Source organism: Segetibacter koreensis DSM 18137, assembly GCF_000374045.1.
Lineage (GTDB): Bacteria > Bacteroidota > Bacteroidia > Chitinophagales > Chitinophagaceae > Segetibacter > Segetibacter koreensis.
Genome location: NZ_KB893337.1, coordinates 375,802 through 394,918 on the forward strand (window position 1 = coordinate 375,802; position 19,117 = coordinate 394,918).

Consider the following 19,117-nt stretch of genomic DNA (forward strand, 5'->3'; position numbering starts at 1 on the left):
ATCAGATGCCGAATACTATTAGGCGGCATACCATTTTCTGCTCTCTTGTTTTTTATTTCGCTTGGATTGCATTGCCATCACTATCCACGGTAATAATTTCGTCGAAGCCAATTTCCTTCAATCCTTTCAATATTTTATCTGCATCGCCCACTACAATCCATGAGAGATTATCCGGGTTAATCATTTGCTTGCTAAGTTTTTGGACATCTTCCAAGGTCATGGCTTTGACGTTTTTAGAATATAACTTAAAATAGTCTTGAGGTAATTCATACTTCACCAGTTCTACTAATGATTGCAATATAGACCCGTTCGTTTCCCACTTTCCTGGAAGTTGCATACTTACATTGCTTTTCGTTCTTTGAAATTCTTCATTTGTTATGGGTCTTTCATTAATAACCGCCTTATATTCTTTCTTTATTTCCTGTAAAGACTCTTTTGTTTTATCCGTTTGAACAGACGTATAAACAAGCATTGGCCGTTGACCTTTGGCATCCGGTATATAAGTTCCCGCCCCGTAGGACCAATGTTTATCTTCCCTCAGGTTCATGTTTATCCGGGAGGTAAAATCACCGCCAAAAACATTCATTAAAGCCTCCCTTGGTATTTCAGGTAATTTGCCATATGGTTCTGTAAGGTATCCTGCAATAATTACTGATTGCTGCGATTCAGGACGATCAATCAGGTACAAACGATTACCCTTAATACCAGTGACTGACGAAAGGTTTTTCTTAGGAACTTCTCCCGGCTGCCAGCTGCCAAAACTACTTTCTAATTTAGACAACAAAGTTGGCATCTCGATATCACCCACTATCAATATTGTCGCATTATTAGGTTTAATCCATGTATCGTAAAATTTAACCACTTCCGCACGGGTTAAAGTAGAAACACTTTTTTCGTATCCAGAGCCAGAAAATGGCAAACTGTACGCATGACCTTCACCATAAAAAAACCTAGGAAACACCCTTAACGCCATTGAAAAAGGTTCAGTTTTCTCCCGTCGAATATTATTGAGCTGCTCTTGCTGCAGACGTGAAAACTGAGATTGAGCAAAAGATGGGTTCAATACAATATCGGCAAAAAGATCAAGAGACGCATTGAATGTTGATTTCAATGCGTCCATCCTGACATAGGAAGCATCCAGGTCAGAAAAAGTATAAATAGAACTACCTAATAACTGAGCTTTGGAACTAATTTGCAGAGCATTTAAAGTTTTGGTTCCTTCATCTAGTAAATTCATAGTCAGGCTAGCAGCACCGGGTTTAGTAAATTGGTCCGCAGCATAGCCAGCTGAAAATAATAGGCCTACAGAAACTGTAGGCACCTCTTTTCTACGAGCTAAAACAACGTTAAGCCCGTTTTTTAATTTTGCTGTTTGAATATCAGGAAAACTTGACTCGGGCTGAGTGGTCAGAGCAGGCAATTTACTTCTGTCAGCATCGGTTGCTGCAGTTTTATAGTTTGGGAAAGGCGTACAAATAAGGGTGTGTCTTCCATTTGATAGCCAGTCTTTAGCAGCCTTCTGAACATCTTCAACCGTTGCTTCCGCAATCCATTTAAGATTGTTCTTATAATATTCCGGATTGTTTCCATACACTTCTGATTCGGCAAGTATGTCTGATTTCCCACCAAAACCGCCAATTCGCTCCATTCCTTTTATGAATTGACTATATCTATCAGATTTTACCCGCATCAACTCTTCAGTCGTTGGACCTTTAACAATTAAATCCTGTAATAGTTGGTTAACACTTTGTTCTACTTTAGCATGGTCACCGCCCGGTTTTACGTTCACTGTCACATTAAACGTGCCACCAATTTCCTTAGAATCATTGTATGTGTACACAACGCTTGCTACCTGGTCTTCAAAAACTAATTTCTTGTATAACCGAGAATTTTTCCCACGGCTAAGAACGTCTGACACAAGGTCCAAAATAACAGCTTCTTTCGATCCCCATTGGGGCACATTCCAATACATACTAATTCTTGTCTCGTTTACCCTGTCCTGGTAAGCCTGCCTTGTATTCTCTGTTCTTTTGGCTATATTCTTTTCAAACTTTGCTAATGTGGAACCAGCTGGAATATTGCCAAAGTATTTTTTTACTTTTTCATATACTTCATCTGCCTTTACATCACCAGCTATAACCAGTACAGCATTAGCTGCTCCGTAATAGGTACGAAACCAATTTTTAACATCTTCAAGCGATGCAGCATTAAGATCTTCCATTGAGCCAATGACAGTCCAGGAATAAGGATGACCCACATTGTAAGATGCTTTAGTAGATAATTCCCATTCCAAACCATAGGCCTGATTTTCTCCTTGTCTTTTTTCATTTTGTACTACCCCTCTTTGCTCGTTCAATCTGGCAGAATCTATCACACCCAACAAATGGCCCATCCGGTCGGATTCCAACCATAAGACTTGATCGAGAGCTGCTATAGGAACATTTTGAAAATAATTAGTACGGTCGTTGTTGGTGGTACCATTTAGATCAGTAGCGCCAATGTTCTCTAATGCTTTAAAGTAATCCATATTAAAATGCTCGCTGCCGTTGAACATCAGATGTTCGAACAGGTGTGCAAAGCCACTTTTACCAGGCTTCTCATTTTTCGAACCAACATGATACCAAACATTAACGGCCACAATAGGAGCTTTGTGATCTTCATGGACAATTAACCTTAGGCCGTTTTCAAGCACATACTTCTTATACGGAATATTTATCTTCGACGGATCTACAAGATTAACTTGTTGGCAAATAGCAGAAAAAGTAATCACAAGCGACAATGACAAGAACAATACTATCTTCTTCATAAATAAAAAAATTATTAATGAGCAGTAACTGAATCTAATCTATGAGTTAGAAAAATCTTTTTTGTAGGGGGATGTTCTGAACCTTTTTACTTAGATTAAATCTAAGGTTTTATATTTAAAACTCCAACTTTAGAACAGTATAATATTAGAATAGTAAGCCTGGCATATCTCGTTTACAGCTGATCGATCTTCCGTCTCCCCAGCTTTTGCAAATGGTTTTTAGTCGTGGACGTTTTCCTGTTCGTCAATGTCTTTTTGCATTTTTAATTGTTCTTCCGTCCATTCGATATAGCGTTTACTTTTAAAGGCAAACCAACATTGGCGTTGTTCACCAGCATTGTCAATTACAAACTTAAATTCCCGAAATGGTCTATTTCTGCTTAATGCTTTTATAAGTTCGTCTTTAAGTTTTGTATCGGTGAGTTGCTTTACAAAGTCAGCCATAACTCGAAATGAATCGCTTGCTTCCATCGCGTCAATTTCATGATAGTCCAAAAAGTTTTCGTCAAGTTTGTCGAGTTCATCTTGCCAGGCATCCGTGTCCATACCGATATGCCTGTTAGTGTCTGGCACAAAAATAAGTTCGCCTGTTTGTTTGTGATAAAAGGCCCTGAATCCACAGTCCAATTGTTCGGAAATTTCCTTTATTTGTTCTTTTGTAAAAGTCGGCATGCTGTGAATATTCTGTCTTTCTCAAAATAAAAACTTTCCTTCAAAATGCAAACTCTGCACATGAAAATTTAATAGAATGTTACTCATTAGGACTGTCACGCTTCGCTCCTGTCAGCGCGATAAATTAAATGCCCCTATTAGCCGTAAGCTTTTCTTCTGGCTTTATTAGTTTACATTTGATAATCTATAAAATTATTGCAATGAAAAATGATATAATTTTCCTTGCACTTGCATTAATCACTGGCGCTTTAATTCCTATCCAAGCTGCGACTAATGCGGAGTTTAGTAAAAGTATTGGAAATCCATTTATTACTGGCCTAATGGTTTTTATAGTTGGATTGATAGGAATGATACTTTTTCTGCTGATATCAAGAATATCCTTCCCTATGCGACAACAGTTAGCTTCTGCTCCCGTACATGGTTACCTTGGAGGAATAATTGTTGCGACTTATGTTGTAATGATAACTGTTTTGGTTCCAAGGATTGGAGTTGGAACAGCTATTGGGCTTATCGTCACGGGACAAATTATCTGCGCTGTTACAATAGATCACTTCGGTCTTTTTAATGTTGCTGTTCGCTCTATAAGTCTTACACGGATCGTAGGAATGCTTTTGATGATTGCAGGAGTCTATCTGGTAATGAAAAAATAGGTCCTGCTCAAGTTCAAACTAAATCAAACTACAATCCTTAGCAAGGCTTGCAGCTAACATCAAGGGACTTGCCAAGTACCAAATTGTTACAATGTTTTATTACAACTAATTAGTTTTCCTCTAACCATTTTGCATAATATAATTATTCTTCAGGTAATCAAAATCGAAAAGACGGTCTCTGTGGGGCAATAATCCAGGGACATAACGATTGCTGTCACTATAAACTTTTCCTATTGGCCCGCTCCCTTGAAAAAAAAGCGGATTAGCTGTCGTTTTTGTTTAGGATCTATCCTTCATCAATTGCAGATTATTTAAGTAAGGAGCTCTATCGCTGCAGTTATCTTCAACAACTGTCATCAGCAAAGATTTCGCCTTGATTTTATATTTATACTTACCGATAGTAGAACTTTCACAACCACTCTGCCCGGAAATTTTCTTTAAAGTAAACGTTGAAGAGGTTGCAGTATAAATCATTGTTTCAAGAATAGTATTTTCATCGAGATTGAAGACAGTAAGGGTATCTTTCCCAAAATTAAAAGTAACATTAACGGGATTGTCTAATTTCAACACTCCTTTCCATTTGCTGTGTCCAAGTTGCGCTTTTACTGAACCTGATATAAGCGTTATTGTTAAGAGGCAAAAGAGACCATTTTTCATGACTTTTTAATTTTTCCTGAAAATTATATTAAATAATTTTTAAGCAGCATAAAACTTTAAAATAGTCCAAAGGGAATTTTTCTATTACTCAAACTCCTTAATATCCCGCCGTCTGGCATGTTGCTCATAGTTATACCTATCTTTTAAGGACTTCTGTACTTATTGTTTTTCTTGACAAATGTCAATTACATTTCCCTAAACGTTTTAGTAATTTTATAGAACTCATTAAACCCTCATTATCATGAACAAATCACCCTTAATCCTGATTATATTTTGTATTATAACAGGAAGTTGTCATCGTACAGAGTTAAGTCATGACGAAGCTTTGAAACAACTCAAACAGGAAAAAGATCTTTCGGGAGTACTAGGTTATGATATATATTGTAGTGATCCTATATATGCAAGAAAAGTACTGGAAGCGGGACTTGAATCTGCAGGCTTAGTAACAGTTCAACGAACCCAAAAATTAGTTGACGCTGGTAAGCCATTAATAGTTTTTACACCGAAGAGTCAATCCTTCTTACTTCCGACACCAGACATTGATAAAGCGACTCATATACAGAAAGTTAAGTTAGCTGACGAAGATGTTATAGAAGTGGACAATGTAAGAACAAATAGTAGTGGAGATAAAGCCCTGGTGGAATATTCTACCGCCTTTAAAAATGTTACACCTTTTGCTAAACTTACCACTGTTGATTTCAATAGAACGAAAACAAATAAAGCTTACTTCGTATTAAGTGATGAAGGATGGAAACTTCAAAAAAAACCGGATGTAAGTTATATGGATCCAAAATAGTTGGATGGGTTTTTAGTAGTCCAAAGGTTATTTTTAATCATCTCCATAAGGTTCATAGTAAGAAAACTTATTCCTATTTGTTATGCTGCTAAGCGGAATATAATTGCTCCAATTATATTCCGCATTTTATTGTTTAGGTTTGCAGCGTTACACCTGTTACTAAGCATACTGACCCACTGGCGCAGCAAATATTGCTACTATTTACTTGTCCTCAACACACTAAGTTTTTCACTAAGCTCTATTAATCCTGCTTTTTTTAAACAATCATCAGATAGATTACTTAGTTCCTGCAATGTTTCTTTGGGTACAATATCCAAAAGATTTGATACTTTGTCGTCAGGATCTTTTAGTGTTAGACCTCGTTCAATAACATTTTTTAGCAGTAGTACATTTCTACGGGAAATTTTAAGATCAATCTTTACCGTTTCGTTCATACCTGGGATACTTAAGATAGTGTCATAGACTTTAGACACATCATTTGTAGTAAGCATAATGGAAAAATTTGTTGATTACATAATAAGTCAAAATTATTCTTAACTACCTTCTCGATCCTGTTCAAAATATAGTCATGATTGTTCAGCCTACGAGCGCTTTCTAATTTCGTAACTGTAAACGAAATGCGCGGGTATGAATACTTCAAGACACAGAGTTTCCGTAAACGAAGCCAGGCAAATTGATATGGTAGAGTACCTTTTAAAACTAGGTCACTCACCTGCAAAAATCAGAAACTTCGACTACTGGTACTTGTCTCCATTACGTGAAGAAAAAACCCCTTCCTTTAAGGTAAACAGGAAGTTGAACTGCTGGTATGATCACGGCATTGGCAAGGGAGGAAATGTGGTTGATTTTGCCATCCTTTACCACAACTGTACAGTAAGTGAATTTCTCCAAGAAGTAAATGGCTATTTTTCATTTCACCCGCCTGCTACTTTGCTAGCAAAATTGAGTGGAGAAAAGACTGAAGGCAAAATAGCAATTTTAAGTGAAAAAACTCTTTCTTCTTACGCTCTTGAGCGTTACTTAATGCATCGAAGAATTTCAATTACAGTTGCAAAAGAATATTGCAAAGAAGTATGCTATGAATTGAATGATAAAAAATATTTCGGCATAGGGTTTAAAAACGATGCTGGAGGTTACGAATTACGCAACCAATATTCTAAATTAAGTAGTGCTCCCAAAGACATAAAAACATTTGACCTCGGAGCAAAAGAAGGTATTGCTTTTGAAGGTTTTTTCGACTTCCTTTCTTTCATTTCAATTCAAAAAAACTTTGCACCTATCAAGGCAAATTACGTCGTCTTAAACTCCCTGTCATTGTTTGAAAAAGGTCGTGCGTTTATGGAGAAACACGAGCATATCAAATTGTATTTAGATCATGATAAAACCGGACAAAAATTCACACGATATGCATTATCCCTATCCAAAAAATACAAAGATGAAAGCGGACTGTATAAAAATTATAAAGACTTAAATGATTGGATAATGAACATTGGAAAGGACCAGAAGAAAAGGCTTAAGCTATAGTGTTAATAACCTTTGCCTTCTTAACCTCTACCCTATTATCTCAGTCACCCCGAAGCAATATAGCCCTTCTAAAGAAAATATAGGTAAATGATAAAAAACCAAAAAGACACGCTTAAAAATAGAAGATTGCCACCTTCCTGCAATCGGCAAGATGTCCGGTTGTGCCACAACCGACTCTTGCCCCCCATTACTCCCAAGTCGTAGGTGGAGTGCTTTTAGAAAAAAAATTAGAAAACCACATAAATAAAACGTTATGAGTGAACAAGGTACCAATCGGACCAAATGGCTGCATGTAAGGTTAAAGCCCGAAGAATATATAAAAATTAATAAGCTGTATAGTACATCTACCTGTCGAAAATTGAGTGATTACGCCAGAAAGATATTGCTTGAGAAACCCGTTACTACCACATATCGCAACCAATCTTTAGACGACTTAATGGCAGAGACTATAAAGCTTAGAAACGAATTAAACAGCATCGGAAATAACTTTAATCAGGCTGTAAAAAGACTTCATACGCTGCAACAAATCCCCGAATTCAGGCACTGGATTTTAGCCTATGAACTGGACAAAAAACTTCTTTTGAACAAGGTGGATGAAATAAAAAATAACATTCAAAAAATAGCTGAAAAATGGTTGCAGTAATTAAAACAGGGCACTCTATCAACCGCATCTTAAACTACAATGAAAACAAGGTTAAAGAAGGCAAAGCAGAATGTATTTCAGCTGTAAATTATCCTATAGATATCGAAAAAATTTCTTTTAATCAAAAGCTAAATCGCCTCCTGAAACTAGCTTCCTTAAATGAAAATGTAACGCGAAACAGTGTTCATATATCACTCAATTTCGACCCTTCTGAAAAACTTTCTAATGAGCAATTGAAAGAAATTTCGAATAGGTATATGGAAAAAATAGGCTTTGGAGAACAACCTTATCTAGTATACCACCATACTGATGCAGCACATCCTCATATTCATATTGTATCTCTAAAAGTACGTGCCGATGGCTCTCGCATAGATACTAATAATATCGGCCGTAACCAGTCGGAAAAAGCCCGCAAAGAAATCGAGAATGATTATGGGCTGGTGAAGGCCGAAGGTATGAAAGCGAAGCCTTACGAACTCAAGTCAGCATATGGTCAGAAAGTACAGTACGGCCGGTCAGAGTCAAGGCGAGCGATTGTAAACGTTCTCGATAATGTACTTAATACTTATAGATACACTTCCCTTGCTGAATTAAATGCAGTACTTCAACAGTATAATGTATTAGCAGACAGGGGTAGTGAAGGTTCAAGAGTATATAAAAATGAAGGTTTGCTTTACCGGATTCTTGATGAAAAGGGAAATTCTGTCGGAGTTCCGATTAAAGCAAGTTCTTTCCACAATAAACCTACTTTAAAATACATTGAGGAAAGATTTAACCTTAATGAAGCTGCCCGCCAAAGTCATAAAGCAAGGGTTAAAAATGCAATTGATTTGGCAGTATTAAAACAACCGAAAAAATCCTTGAAGACTTTGCAAGGATCACTTCAAAAAGAAGGAATACATACGGTTGTAAGGCAAAATAAGGAAGGAACTATTTACGGCCTAACCTATGTCGACCACAAAACAAAATGTGTATTTAATGGCAGTGATTTAGGAAAACAATACTCCGCAAAAGGCATCCAGGAAAGATGTGGTCAAAACGATCATTTAAAACAAAATGATGGCGTAAAAAATCAAGTAACATTACCTCATCTGAAAAACGAAACTAATTCTGCCCACAAAGAACAATTTTCCATCGAGGAGCATCTTATAACGAATGATATTGGAAGGACAGCAGAGGAATTTCTGCAACCTATACAAGGAAACAATTATCTCCCTTACCAACTAAGAAAGACTAAAAAGAAAAAGCGTAGAAATATATCAAACAACCAATAAATTTTAAAAAATGCGTATCGGTGAAGACGAACAGGGACTAAGGAAAATACTTGATATGACAAGGCTAGTAAGCATGGCATTATTAGGATTACATTTTTATTATTATTGCTATTTAGCTTTTCAAATGTGGCAACTAACAGCACCATTAACAGATAAAATTCTAACAAATATTGCCAACGCAGGCATCTTCAACAACTTTCACAAATCTAAATTAATAGCACTTGGGTTTTTATTTATCTCCTTATTGGGATCCAGCGGAAGGAAGGACCAAAAGATAAACTATAAAAAAGGTTTATATTTTATCATAGTCGGTCTGATTATTTACTTCTTAAGTTGCCTGTTATTACTGATGAAAATGGAGATGGAAATAGTAGCTGTCCTTTACATCAGTATTACCATCGCAGGTTTCATATTAATGCTTACCGGTGGCTCTTTGCTATCGCGTGTCATTCAATTTCAATTACAAAATAAAGACATCTTCAATAAAGAAAACGAAACTTTTCCACAAGAAGAAAGGCGGATAAAAAATGATTATTCTATCAACCTTCCAGCGATCTACAATATGAGAGGGAAGACGCGTAAAAGCTGGATAAATATTACTAATCCCTTTAGAGGTTTACTTGTCCTGGGATCTCCCGGATCAGGTAAATCCTACTTCGTAATTCGTCATGTTATTACCCAACATATTGTCAAGGGCTTCGCCATGTTTGTTTATGATTTCAAGTACGACGATTTATCCTGCATCGCTTACAATACTTATCTTAAACATAGGCACTCCTACCCTATTCCGCCTCAATTTTTTGTTATCAATTTTGATGATTTATCACGAAGCCACAGATGCAACCCGTTAGGACATGAAACAATGGAAGACATTACTGATGCGGCAGAATCTGCACGCACTATTTTATTGGGATTAAACCGGGAGTGGATTAAAAAACAAGGTGATTTTTTTGTTGAATCATCCATCAACTTTCTTACCGCCATAATATGGTTTTTACGTAATTACAAGGGCGGTGAATACTGCTCTTTACCTCACGTAATGGAACTAATGCAAGTGGATTATGAGCCGTTATTTTCAGTATTAGGTACAGAGAAGGAAATTGAAGTGTTAGTCAATCCTTTTATTACTGCTTATGTAAACAATGTAATGGAACAGTTAGAAGGTCAAATTGCAACAACGAAGACGGCAATGGCAAGACTTTCATCACCTCAATTGTACTATGTGTTATCAGCAAATGATTTTACACTTGACATTAATAATCCAGAGCAGCCAAAAATTGTTTGCATGGGAAACAACCCGCAAAAAATACAAATTTATGGAGCAGTTTTATCGCTTTTTGTCACACGTTTAGTAAAGCTGGTAAACAAAAAAGGAAAGCTGAAAAGCAGTCTGATATTTGACGAATTTCCAACCATTTATTTAAACAACATCGATAGCCTCATCGCAACAGCGCGAAGCAATAAAGTGGCAACCACTTTAGGAGTTCAAGACTTTAGTCAGCTAAGAAAAGATTATGGTAGAGAGCAAGCAGATGTTATCATGAATATAACAGGGAACCTAATAAGTGGACAGGTAATGGGAGAAACAGCCAAACAGCTTTCTGAAAGATTTGGGAAGATCATGCAGGATAGAGCAAGTTATTCTATTAACAGCACTGATACTTCTGTAAGCCTTTCAACACAGTTGGAATCCGCTATTCCGCCATCGAAAATCTCATCATTAAGTTCCGGTGAATTTGTCGGGATGGTTGCTGATGACCCTTTGGAAAAAATAGACTTAAAAGCTTTCCATTGCCAGATTTTAAATGACCATGAGGCTTTGAAAAATGAACAGAATAAATATAAGCAAATACCGGCTGTAAGAAAGGTTGACAATACAATAGTCCAAAAAAATTATCTGCAAATCAAACAAGATGTGCAGGATATAATTAATTCAGAAATGGAGAGGATTTTGAATGATCCAGGATTGGAACATTTGGTGGTTAAAAAAAATTTGTAAGGCAAACATCTTTAACCTGCGGAGCATCTTTAAAGCAAGGGTACTTGATTTAGAACTAGAAGTAAAGAGGATAGCATTGTGGGTTGAATTAGTGTCGGGAGCAGTATGGACTTTAATCTCTTTGAATCTTGACATGATAACCTTATAGCAAATGCGTAATGTTCTTCATTTCATGTAGGACATACCCCAACATATCTGCAGTGTCAATCAATGCGTTCTTAAACCTTCTTTCGGAGTATTTCTTTTTGTACAGCTCTGCCTCGTTTCAAAATGCCAGCACACAAGAAGCACTGTTACACCCTGAGTTATGGTTGAAAATTTTTAAAGTTCTTATTTGGGTTTACTTAGTTTTCCTAAAAAGTAACTTCCCGCTAACGTAGCAAGGACTAAAGTGCAACAAGAATAAGTGAACCAGTTATTGAAATACTTCAATATCCAAAACTAGCCAAATTTAGCTCCTACAACAAGATTAATTATTGACCAATAATGCAACAAACATTATCCAAGCGAAGCAGCAATAAAAAATTATTTTAAGGACTCTTTCCATAAAGCGATAAATTTATTGAGATTTTAATTTAATAATGTAGCCACATGCAGTAGGACCTATATCAATTTAAATCACTTTCACATCAGCAACAGTCAAAATTGTATAGAACGAGGGCGACTTTGTGGTCGATATAAGATTAAGTTCATCTATTATCATGCTTTACCAGGTACAATACCCTATGCGGTAATTATTTCTTTTAAAACTACAGCTTTTTTTTGTTCATCGTTTTCGAACACTTTCCAACCTTTACTTTCCGGGTCATATTTCTTTATGAAGCGGTCAAACATAAGTTGAAGCCAAGAGTCTTTTTGGGTTTGGATGTACTCTTTTGTCTGTTCAAATGAACCGTTATTTTCTTTTATATACTTATCATTGTAACCACTTTCATCTATTTTAAGAATTGCACTGAATAAACTAAAGTCTCTTTCTCTTTCCTTTTCAGGTAATGTTGAAAACAAAAAGCGATAAAATTCATATTCAGGATTAAGGTCAAAGTTTTTATAATCCTTATCTACATGTTCAATTGCAATTGATAATGCTTTTTTACATTCCTGATAGTTTTGATTTTCTATGGGATCGGCTAAATGTGTAAATAATTCTGAAGCTACCAAATAGGTTAAATGAACCTGAATGCCGTTTTCCTTTTCCTTCTGTTTCATTTTAGCAAGATTGCTTTTCATCGAGGAAGCATCAGTCCTTGTTAAAAACCGGTAGCAATTAGTGTCAAAAAAGATTATTTTATTAGCTAAATGTTCTGGTGTCATAAGAGAAAAATTTAAGTGAATATACCACCAAGCTTGTGGAATGAATTAATACATCGATCGACCTGCTCACGTCGACTAAGAATTGCATACGTCGATATTTCAATTGCGCGTCGAGATTCTATCTTATCCTGCACGGAACCAGGAAGAGCAGGAGGGCTGAAGGTACTACTGTTAAATATTGTTGTATCACTCACTTATTCCGTTGCTGGGCAATTTCAGCCACCAGAGCCATTACTTCGTCTTTCGAATATCACGATGGATTACTTCAACTATTAACCTCTAATGCTTAAGAACATCAGTCGGGGTTGGAAGCCGTTATTAATACTCGCTTATCAATTGGAAAAGACGTATTAGAGTTGTACAATTCGTATTTAAAGGGAAGTAAAGTACCTTTGAGCCTATTATTTTAAAATATAACAGTATGACATTTACTTCTGGGTTTTGGTATGAAATTATCTATCATGGTGGTTTAAAAGTCCAGTTTCAGTTCTTAGACACTAATGAAGCAGGACAATTAAGATGCAGGCTTTGTAATGGTGATTTAAGAACTGACTTGTTTCGGACTACCTTCCAAGAAGTTAAAGTGATAGGAGAAAAATCCCCTTGTATTTAATTAACATAAAACGGGAGCGACCCATCTCCTAAAAAAACTCCTCCACTTCCCTTTTTTCTTCTGTTTGTAGTATCGAATTTTATCCTTCTTCTCAGCTTGCCTTCCAGATTCTACTTCCCCTATTGTCCACTTCGGCGCATGTCTTATAGCGCTGTTAGTAATCCAATAATGACTTCGGCACTTGAAGTTCCAATTGCCAATTGAAGGGTAGAGTGTAATGGTGTCACCGTCGAAAGTAAGCTTCCAATCTGTTGGCGATATTGGTGTAACAACTTCATTACCACAGCCACACACACATTTGTGTATAGCTGTGCAGTATCGAAGTGAGATATACAAAAAACCTTCTCCTACATTTTCAGGAATTACTTCCACAAATTTATGCTGTAGTGTCTTCATTCTGTAATTGTGCTACATTGATTGAATAAGATGAATGGTGCTCTTCCCGCAAATCCTGATAAAAGCCACTCAATTTTTTCCACTTCATTACAGCCATTACTGCATTTAAGCAGTTGAGGTCGGCAATCTGAACATTAGTGGAATACTCATTATTTTCATCTTCCTCAAAAGATATCCGATTTGAAAGATGGTCGTTTTTGTGAACAGTGCCCGTTGTAACCCTGATGGTTCCAACAAGCTGCTCATTTGCAATATTTACTCCAAGTCCTACATCGATGAATGGGATCTTAACCTTCAATAAATGCTGAATAATCATTCTCCTTGCTACATCGTTATCGACGCAAATGAAAACGTAGGACATCGCGTCAAGCTCTGTTAGGTTGGTATCGGTGATGTAGTAAGCGTGTTCCTTAATTCCTTTGTGGAGCTTTAAGTACATTTCAGCATAGTAGCTTACCTTTTTCATCTTCTTGTTGAGGTGCTCGAGGGACGCTGCCCCCGGTGACCTAAAGGCATTGTGCTGTAAGAACTCATCGCCGTCGTAGGTATGTATATCCTTAACCGGCGCCTTTGCCACCAAATCGAGAATATAAGCACCTGTACCACCCATACCTATGATAGCTATTCTTTGTTCAAGGAACTTGGAATTAATGTGAGCAACATTGGCTCTACTTGAATTAGTGTCTACATAGCTAAACACAGTTTCTGCGTCATCATCTGCTATGACATCGAACGTTTTTTCCGTAAGTGATGCGTCCAAAGATTTAGCAGGTGCAGTGATTATCCGGGCATAGGTAGTTACCTTTTCATAAAAGTCGGCATATCCATTTGCAGGTTTATTAGAGAACGAGCGATTGACTGTGAACCCATCTAACAGCTTCTGCTCTCCGACACCATGCTGAATTGCAGTAATGATGTTTCCATCTTTGTCGCAAGGCTGGTCGCCGATAAAAAACATCACATGAGTATTAGGCTTTGCTGTCGTTGAATTATTCACCAAATTCAATTGGCTTACCAAAATGCCTCGCTTGACTTCCTTCTGAGTGTTTACATAAGGTATATGGTGGATAACTAAGTATCCACCTTTTACCTGTATTGCAAAACCTTCATCCCTCAATTTTTTGAGGTCTTTACTATGATTTATTAGTTGCTGTGACATTGAATACCATTTTATGTTTAACAATAATTTTGTCACCTTTTACCATGCTGCCTTCCGGATTTTCCTTTGGTCCCTTGGCATAGGTTACTGTATAAATGGTATTCGGATTGCTGTTTTGAACACCAAATGCGAGTGATGCTACTTGGTCAAAAGTTATAGTCTTTTCTACCCAAGACTTCTCTCTGCCGTTAACAATTAGAACAACTTGCACAAGTTTTTCCTTAGAGAAGAAATTTTCAATTCCGGGTCTGGCAAGGTCGACGAACTGTTCATCTTTAATTAATTCATCCTCCCATGGGCCTTTAATAGAGAGAAAGATTTCATCGTCAGCAGAAATTGCGCCTTGCCGCCGTATATCACCACCTTTGATGTACTGCTTGTTTGTTTCGAACTCCTGGCAGTTGATCGTGTACTTAAGCTTCTGCTTAATAAAGAACTGCTCGAGTCCTGGACGAGCTAAGTCAACCAAATCCCCATCGTTAACGGGCTCATCTTTCCACGGTTCTGATATCGAAAGATATAATTCTCCATCAAGGGGAAGATTTGCAGCTTGTTTTACTTGCAAACCTGTAATGTACTGATCATTCCATTCGAATTGCTTTCCTTCAGCAGAGAATGGTAATGTTTTGTGACCTTTGGCCACTGAGCTTATATTTTCCATTTTTTATTGTTTTTGGAAAATGATAAAATGCCTCAACTTTTTTTCGGGCAGCGAGAGGTTGCATCAGCCCAGACAGGAAGCGCTCAATGACATTTGTAAGTTCTAATAAAAATCACTTACTTTGTTATTGAACAAGGGGGAATTTCAAGGTGATAAGCCTTGAACGAAGTCCGCGAAAACTTTAATCCCTGTATACCCCAGTCGACTGCGTCAACAGTTTGATTGGGTTTTTTATTTTTTATCGGCTATTATGCTGCTTTTATTAGGTTATATAATTGAATTATCCTTTGATCTTTTATTAATGTCAGAAATAGTTGATCGAATGGAACCGACGTGACAAAGCATTTCTTAGCCTCTTCTACTAAAAAATGATCTTCTTCGGAAGAAGCTAAAATGGCGCCTTGTTTAGAGAGCGCCACGTATAAAGAGCTTAAATCGGTCAATGATAGGATTTTCTTTTTGCCTTTCGCCCAATCGTCAAAATCGTTCATTTCAAAGTGAACAATTTCCACATGATCTGAAGCCTCAATAATTTGACGAACTCTTGAACTGTAGTGATGTAGTCTAAGTCCCGATACCGTTATCGAACAACATTGAATAAGATGGACAAGTATCTTATGCTTGTGGAGTCGCTCTAACAGTTCGATATCGTTTACTACATACATCTTAATTGACGCTAAATTTTAGTTCTTCAATCTCTCTTCTAAACAGGTCAATTTTTCGGTCACCCAACTCTGCTGCCTTGCCAATAGAAAGTCTTTTCTCCACAACAGCCTTAACCAAGAGCTTTTGAAATCGGCTGGCCTTCTCATTTGACCTATATTGGCCGAACTCCTTAGAGGGTTCTTTACCGTTCCATTCCTTATATGATGTCCACCAACATTTATAAGTTTCTTGGTTGATGAAGTTGGAATTAAAAGCCCTCATTATTATTGCTTGAATAGATATTCCGTATAATTCTTTGATACTTTTCAATTCCGCAAGTGTAATTATCGTACGGTTTTTACCTAACTCATTATATAATACATCATCTACAAGTAAAACTGCACCAGCGAAAGAATCACAGAACCATTCAATTTTTGTATCAGTGGTATCAGGAGGAAGTTCTAATACGATGTGCCCAAGCTCATGCAATGCAGTAAACCTTTTCCTTTCAATTGTAAGACAGTTCTCATTGAGAACGACTACTGGTAACGCATCGTTTGCCATTGCGCTTAGGCCCGTAAAGTCTTCGTACCTCGTGACCTCTACAACAAAGACACCTTGACTCTCTAACGTTTCTACGACGTCTGTGATTGGCGCGTTTCCAATTTTCCACTTTTTCCGAACTAATTTAGCGGCCTTTTCTACGTCCTTTTGGCCATGAATCTTAAGGTCTTTTACCGGATTATCGAACACTTGTCGTTCCTCGACAATCTCAGAAACTTCCAAAAATTTGGACAGGTACCGACTTACTTCCTCCTTTAATTCTTTTTCAAATTCTGGATTTACTATCTTATGCTTCTCCCGGAACTTAATGTTTTGGAACTTGATTGAAAACTTTTCATCGTTTTCGTAAAAGAAGGAAAAAGGAACATTTAATACGTCAGCAAGCTTAAGTAAGGTTTCACTGCTTGGTGAAACGACACCGTTTTCGAACTTATGAATCGATTGTTTTGCAACCCCTACTTCTTCAGCAAGCTCCTGTAACGAGAAATTCTTTTTCTCTCTGAGTTGTTTAAGTTTCTGTGCAAATGAATTCTTCATATTTCTTTTTGATACAACAAATATAGAAAAGTAACCTGGAAAAACAAAATTTATTTTTTCAGGTTACGGATACGAGCAAAGGCACGGTGACTAAATATAAAAGCATGGAGAAGGAACTATTGTCCTTTCTGTTGATGTTACTATCTACAAGTACAAGGGAGTGACACAACGATGTTTAATAGCAGCACAAATGCCGGCTACAAAAAAAGTCCTACTTAAGCCTCCTTTATATCATACTTCCTTTCACAATCATCGTAGATCCAAGTCGTCATCAATCCATTTCCTCGCTAATAATTAATATTGCTTTATAATTAGAAATAAGATGATAGAGGCGCCGCCTGCAATTAAAATACAAAAGCCTAAGTTCAAACCGGAAATCGACTTCAGGGTTCAGGCAGAAGTTTCATTGGAAAAATCTACTATCGTGCATTGTCGTCTTTCGGGAGATTATGAATTTCCCACTGCTATCAGGATCTGGCCAACTACTTTCCTTGTTCAGGACAACAGCGACAGGAAGAAATTACTACACGCTTACAATATTGCTCCTTATCCAAAATGGAAAATAGTAGATGAAGGGCATGTTTTCACCCTAGTTTTTGAAGGGCTCGATAAGAATTGCCTTTTATTTGACCTGGTAGAAGATATACCTGAATTAGGAGGTTTTAAATTTGAAAATATCAAACGCAACGATACAGATGTGTATTGGGTTGACGTAGATTAACCAGGGAAACTTTGTCTCGTCCTGAAATAGGTTGTCTGTAAAACGACCTAAAAATGGAGCTGAAAGATCAGATTATTCAGGAGTATTTAAACACCCGTTGTGGCTACCGAAAGCTGCAGGAAAAGTATGGTGTAAGCAGAACAACGATTTGTAATTGGGTACAGGTATATCAAGGCGTTCACAATTTGCCTAAGACCAATTTGCAGCAGAAGCATTACATTAGTCCGATGAAGAGAAAGCAGAGAGAAGCCGATGCAAATCATGCAGCCTTGCTTGATAAAATAGCTTCTCTTGAAAAGCAACTAAAACACCAGGAACTGCGCGCCGAAGTATTAGATAAGCTCATAGATGTGGCAGAAAAACAGCTTGAAATTTCAATCAGAAAAAAGCCTGGTACCCAGCAGTCCTCGAAGTAAAAAAGGTAAAGCCAAATTATAGTCTGCAAGCAATTTGCCGACTGTTGGGATTTTCTGTTCAGGCATATCATAAGAAACAAAAAAGAACATTACAGCACCTATCTGAGGAGCAGATAATAATTGCTCAAATTGATGTTATAAGAAAGCATCAGCCGCGTTGTGGAGGTCGCAAGTTGTATATAATGCTGCAGCCGTTTTTAAAGCAGCATTGCATAGTTATGGGAAGAGATAAATTCTTCTTATTGCTACAAAAAAACAAGCTGCTGGTACGTAAGACAAAACGCAGTGTATACACCACCGACAGCAAGCACTTCTTTTACCGATATCCCAATATGGTAAAGGATTTCACGCCATTAAAGGCACATGAACTTTGGGTAGCCGACATCACTTATATACCTCTTAAAAACCGCTTTGCTTACCTCTTTCTTATTACCGATGCCTACTCAAGAAAAATAGTAGGTCATTATGTAAGCGATGATATGAAAGTAAGCAGCGCAATCATTGCTTTAAAAAAAGCTTTAGATCAAAAACCTGCAGACAGAATAGTAATACATCACAGCGATAGGGGCATGCAATATTGCAGTAAAGCTTATGTACAATTACTGCACGATCATTATGCACATATAAGCATGACACAAAACGGAGACCCATATGAAAATGCGATAGCAGAAAGAGTAAATGGCATCTTAAAATCTGAACTTCTAAGCCCCTGTTACGACACCATTGATCAGGCCGCGGCTCATATTAACCGATCCATCCTTATCTATAATTATAAACGAAGACATAGCAGTCTTAACTGGCAAATACCAGGCAATGTGCACAAGCAACAAGGCCCACAAATAAAGCGATGGAAAAACTATTATCAACCCCTAAAAAAGAAGGAGGTAAGTATGCAGGAACCATAACAGGCCAACGCAAAAAAACATTAGCTATAGCTTTGGGAGCAACCGCAAATGTTTTTTGCCACCGCACAACAGTCACCAAAAACTAAACCTATTTCAGGATGTATTATCTTAGACAACCAATAGCAGGATTTACACCCTAAAAGAGACAACTTTTTTCAGGACGGGTCA

Annotated in this window: 19 protein-coding genes; 9 read left to right on the plus strand and 10 right to left on the minus strand. The window is 37.2% G+C overall.

The window, feature by feature from the left end; all coding sequences use genetic code 11:
- Window positions 1-52: 52 nt before the first annotated feature.
- On the minus strand, window positions 53-2,806 hold the full coding sequence (locus tag B154_RS0118165) for a M16 family metallopeptidase (RefSeq protein WP_018615737.1): 2,754 nt from the start codon (window positions 2,804-2,806) through the stop codon (window positions 53-55).
- A gap of 219 nt (window positions 2,807-3,025) precedes the next feature.
- Window positions 3,026-3,478, minus strand: a complete 453-nt coding sequence (locus B154_RS0118170) for a UPF0158 family protein (RefSeq protein WP_018615738.1) — start codon at window positions 3,476-3,478, stop codon at window positions 3,026-3,028.
- 200 nt (window positions 3,479-3,678) lie between these two features.
- On the opposite strand from B154_RS0118170, the gene B154_RS0118175 reads away from it, so the two are divergent.
- On the plus strand, window positions 3,679-4,128 hold the full coding sequence (locus tag B154_RS0118175) for a DMT family transporter (RefSeq protein ID WP_018615739.1): 450 nt from the start codon (window positions 3,679-3,681) through the stop codon (window positions 4,126-4,128).
- 279 nt (window positions 4,129-4,407) lie between these two features.
- On the opposite strand, the gene B154_RS0118180 is transcribed toward B154_RS0118175, so the two are convergent.
- Entirely contained in the window at window positions 4,408-4,785 is a 378-nt protein-coding gene (locus B154_RS0118180) for a hypothetical protein (RefSeq protein ID WP_018615740.1), read from the minus strand.
- A gap of 241 nt (window positions 4,786-5,026) precedes the next feature.
- Here B154_RS0118180 and B154_RS0118185 point away from each other — a divergent pair, with 241 nt between their 5' ends.
- Complete coding sequence (locus B154_RS0118185) at window positions 5,027-5,581, plus strand: hypothetical protein (protein ID WP_018615741.1); 555 nt, start codon at window positions 5,027-5,029, stop codon at window positions 5,579-5,581.
- Window positions 5,582-5,778: 197 nt separating this feature from the next.
- On the opposite strand, the gene B154_RS0118190 is transcribed toward B154_RS0118185, so the two are convergent.
- Window positions 5,779-6,072, minus strand: a complete 294-nt coding sequence (locus B154_RS0118190) for a hypothetical protein (RefSeq protein WP_018615742.1) — start codon at window positions 6,070-6,072, stop codon at window positions 5,779-5,781.
- A gap of 136 nt (window positions 6,073-6,208) precedes the next feature.
- Between B154_RS0118190 and B154_RS0118195 the strand changes: the two genes are divergently transcribed.
- From B154_RS0118195 to mobC, 4 genes are all read left to right on the plus strand, one after another.
- Window positions 6,209-7,105, plus strand: coding sequence for a toprim domain-containing protein (locus tag B154_RS0118195; RefSeq protein ID WP_018615743.1), 897 nt, complete (start codon window positions 6,209-6,211; stop codon window positions 7,103-7,105).
- Between the two features lie 253 nt (window positions 7,106-7,358).
- Window positions 7,359-7,748 (plus strand): plasmid mobilization protein, encoded by a 390-nt coding sequence (locus B154_RS0118200; RefSeq protein WP_018615745.1) that lies wholly within the window; start codon window positions 7,359-7,361, stop codon window positions 7,746-7,748.
- Window positions 7,736-9,022 (plus strand): relaxase/mobilization nuclease domain-containing protein, encoded by a 1,287-nt coding sequence (locus B154_RS0118205; RefSeq protein ID WP_018615746.1) that lies wholly within the window; start codon window positions 7,736-7,738, stop codon window positions 9,020-9,022. The genes B154_RS0118200 and B154_RS0118205 overlap by 13 nt, the downstream gene beginning before the upstream one ends.
- A 10-nt stretch (window positions 9,023-9,032) precedes the next feature.
- On the plus strand, window positions 9,033-11,021 hold the full coding sequence (mobC, locus tag B154_RS0118210) for a conjugal transfer protein MobC (protein WP_018615747.1): 1,989 nt from the start codon (window positions 9,033-9,035) through the stop codon (window positions 11,019-11,021).
- A gap of 723 nt (window positions 11,022-11,744) precedes the next feature.
- Here mobC and B154_RS0118215 read toward each other — a convergent pair.
- The 6 genes from B154_RS0118215 to B154_RS30870 form a co-directional block, all read right to left on the minus strand.
- Complete coding sequence (locus B154_RS0118215; protein ID WP_018615748.1) at window positions 11,745-12,332, minus strand: hypothetical protein; 588 nt, start codon at window positions 12,330-12,332, stop codon at window positions 11,745-11,747.
- A gap of 613 nt (window positions 12,333-12,945) precedes the next feature.
- Entirely contained in the window at window positions 12,946-13,341 is a 396-nt protein-coding gene (locus B154_RS0118225; protein ID WP_018615751.1) for a ubiquitination-like system serine protease family protein, read from the minus strand.
- Window positions 13,322-14,500: a ThiF family adenylyltransferase gene (locus B154_RS0118230; RefSeq protein WP_018615753.1), complete on the minus strand. Its 1,179-nt coding sequence runs from the start codon at window positions 14,498-14,500 to the stop codon at window positions 13,322-13,324. The genes B154_RS0118225 and B154_RS0118230 overlap by 20 nt, the downstream gene beginning before the upstream one ends.
- Window positions 14,475-15,161 (minus strand): multiubiquitin domain-containing protein, encoded by a 687-nt coding sequence (locus B154_RS0118235; RefSeq protein ID WP_018615754.1) that lies wholly within the window; start codon window positions 15,159-15,161, stop codon window positions 14,475-14,477. Before B154_RS0118235 ends, B154_RS0118230 begins: the two co-directional genes overlap by 26 nt.
- Before the next feature lie 248 nt (window positions 15,162-15,409).
- Entirely contained in the window at window positions 15,410-15,826 is a 417-nt protein-coding gene (locus tag B154_RS0118240) for a hypothetical protein (protein ID WP_018615755.1), read from the minus strand.
- A 1-nt stretch (window position 15,827) separates the two neighbouring features.
- Window positions 15,828-16,907, minus strand: coding sequence for an XRE family transcriptional regulator (locus tag B154_RS30870; protein WP_018615756.1), 1,080 nt, complete (start codon window positions 16,905-16,907; stop codon window positions 15,828-15,830).
- A 322-nt stretch (window positions 16,908-17,229) separates the two neighbouring features.
- Here B154_RS30870 and B154_RS0118250 point away from each other — a divergent pair, with 322 nt between their 5' ends.
- Genes B154_RS0118250 through B154_RS0118260 form a run of 3 tightly spaced genes read left to right on the plus strand, consistent with a single transcriptional unit; the run spans window position 17,230 to window position 18,949 of the window.
- On the plus strand, window positions 17,230-17,628 hold the full coding sequence (locus B154_RS0118250) for a hypothetical protein (RefSeq protein ID WP_018615757.1): 399 nt from the start codon (window positions 17,230-17,232) through the stop codon (window positions 17,626-17,628).
- A 53-nt stretch (window positions 17,629-17,681) separates the two neighbouring features.
- Complete coding sequence (locus B154_RS29000; RefSeq protein WP_018615758.1) at window positions 17,682-18,044, plus strand: hypothetical protein; 363 nt, start codon at window positions 17,682-17,684, stop codon at window positions 18,042-18,044.
- 44 nt (window positions 18,045-18,088) lie between these two features.
- Window positions 18,089-18,949 carry an IS3 family transposase gene (locus B154_RS0118260; RefSeq protein ID WP_018615759.1) on the plus strand — a complete coding sequence of 287 codons (861 nt, stop codon included), beginning with the start codon at window positions 18,089-18,091 and terminating at the stop codon, window positions 18,947-18,949.
- Window positions 18,950-19,117 lie beyond the last annotated feature (168 nt).

What these genes read in the sequence shown, in the direction of transcription:
- B154_RS0118165 (WP_018615737.1), bottom strand. Translation starts at nt 2,806, where the DNA reads ATGAAGAAGATAGTATTGTTCTTGTCATTGTCGCTTGTGATTACTTTT.
- B154_RS0118170 (WP_018615738.1), bottom strand. Translation starts at nt 3,478, where the DNA reads ATGCCGACTTTTACAAAAGAACAAATAAAGGAAATTTCCGAACAATTG.
- B154_RS0118175 (WP_018615739.1), top strand. Translation starts at nt 3,679, where the DNA reads ATGAAAAATGATATAATTTTCCTTGCACTTGCATTAATCACTGGCGCT.
- B154_RS0118180 (WP_018615740.1), bottom strand. Translation starts at nt 4,785, where the DNA reads ATGAAAAATGGTCTCTTTTGCCTCTTAACAATAACGCTTATATCAGGT.
- B154_RS0118185 (WP_018615741.1), top strand. Translation starts at nt 5,027, where the DNA reads ATGAACAAATCACCCTTAATCCTGATTATATTTTGTATTATAACAGGA.
- B154_RS0118190 (WP_018615742.1), bottom strand. Translation starts at nt 6,072, where the DNA reads ATGCTTACTACAAATGATGTGTCTAAAGTCTATGACACTATCTTAAGT.
- B154_RS0118195 (WP_018615743.1), top strand. Translation starts at nt 6,209, where the DNA reads ATGAATACTTCAAGACACAGAGTTTCCGTAAACGAAGCCAGGCAAATT.
- B154_RS0118200 (WP_018615745.1), top strand. Translation starts at nt 7,359, where the DNA reads ATGAGTGAACAAGGTACCAATCGGACCAAATGGCTGCATGTAAGGTTA.
- B154_RS0118205 (WP_018615746.1), top strand. Translation starts at nt 7,736, where the DNA reads ATGGTTGCAGTAATTAAAACAGGGCACTCTATCAACCGCATCTTAAAC.
- mobC (WP_018615747.1), top strand. Translation starts at nt 9,033, where the DNA reads ATGCGTATCGGTGAAGACGAACAGGGACTAAGGAAAATACTTGATATG.
- B154_RS0118215 (WP_018615748.1), bottom strand. Translation starts at nt 12,332, where the DNA reads ATGACACCAGAACATTTAGCTAATAAAATAATCTTTTTTGACACTAAT.
- B154_RS0118225 (WP_018615751.1), bottom strand. Translation starts at nt 13,341, where the DNA reads ATGAAGACACTACAGCATAAATTTGTGGAAGTAATTCCTGAAAATGTA.
- B154_RS0118230 (WP_018615753.1), bottom strand. Translation starts at nt 14,500, where the DNA reads ATGTCACAGCAACTAATAAATCATAGTAAAGACCTCAAAAAATTGAGG.
- B154_RS0118235 (WP_018615754.1), bottom strand. Translation starts at nt 15,161, where the DNA reads ATGGAAAATATAAGCTCAGTGGCCAAAGGTCACAAAACATTACCATTC.
- B154_RS0118240 (WP_018615755.1), bottom strand. Translation starts at nt 15,826, where the DNA reads ATGTATGTAGTAAACGATATCGAACTGTTAGAGCGACTCCACAAGCAT.
- B154_RS30870 (WP_018615756.1), bottom strand. Translation starts at nt 16,907, where the DNA reads ATGAAGAATTCATTTGCACAGAAACTTAAACAACTCAGAGAGAAAAAG.
- B154_RS0118250 (WP_018615757.1), top strand. Translation starts at nt 17,230, where the DNA reads ATGATAGAGGCGCCGCCTGCAATTAAAATACAAAAGCCTAAGTTCAAA.
- B154_RS29000 (WP_018615758.1), top strand. Translation starts at nt 17,682, where the DNA reads ATGGAGCTGAAAGATCAGATTATTCAGGAGTATTTAAACACCCGTTGT.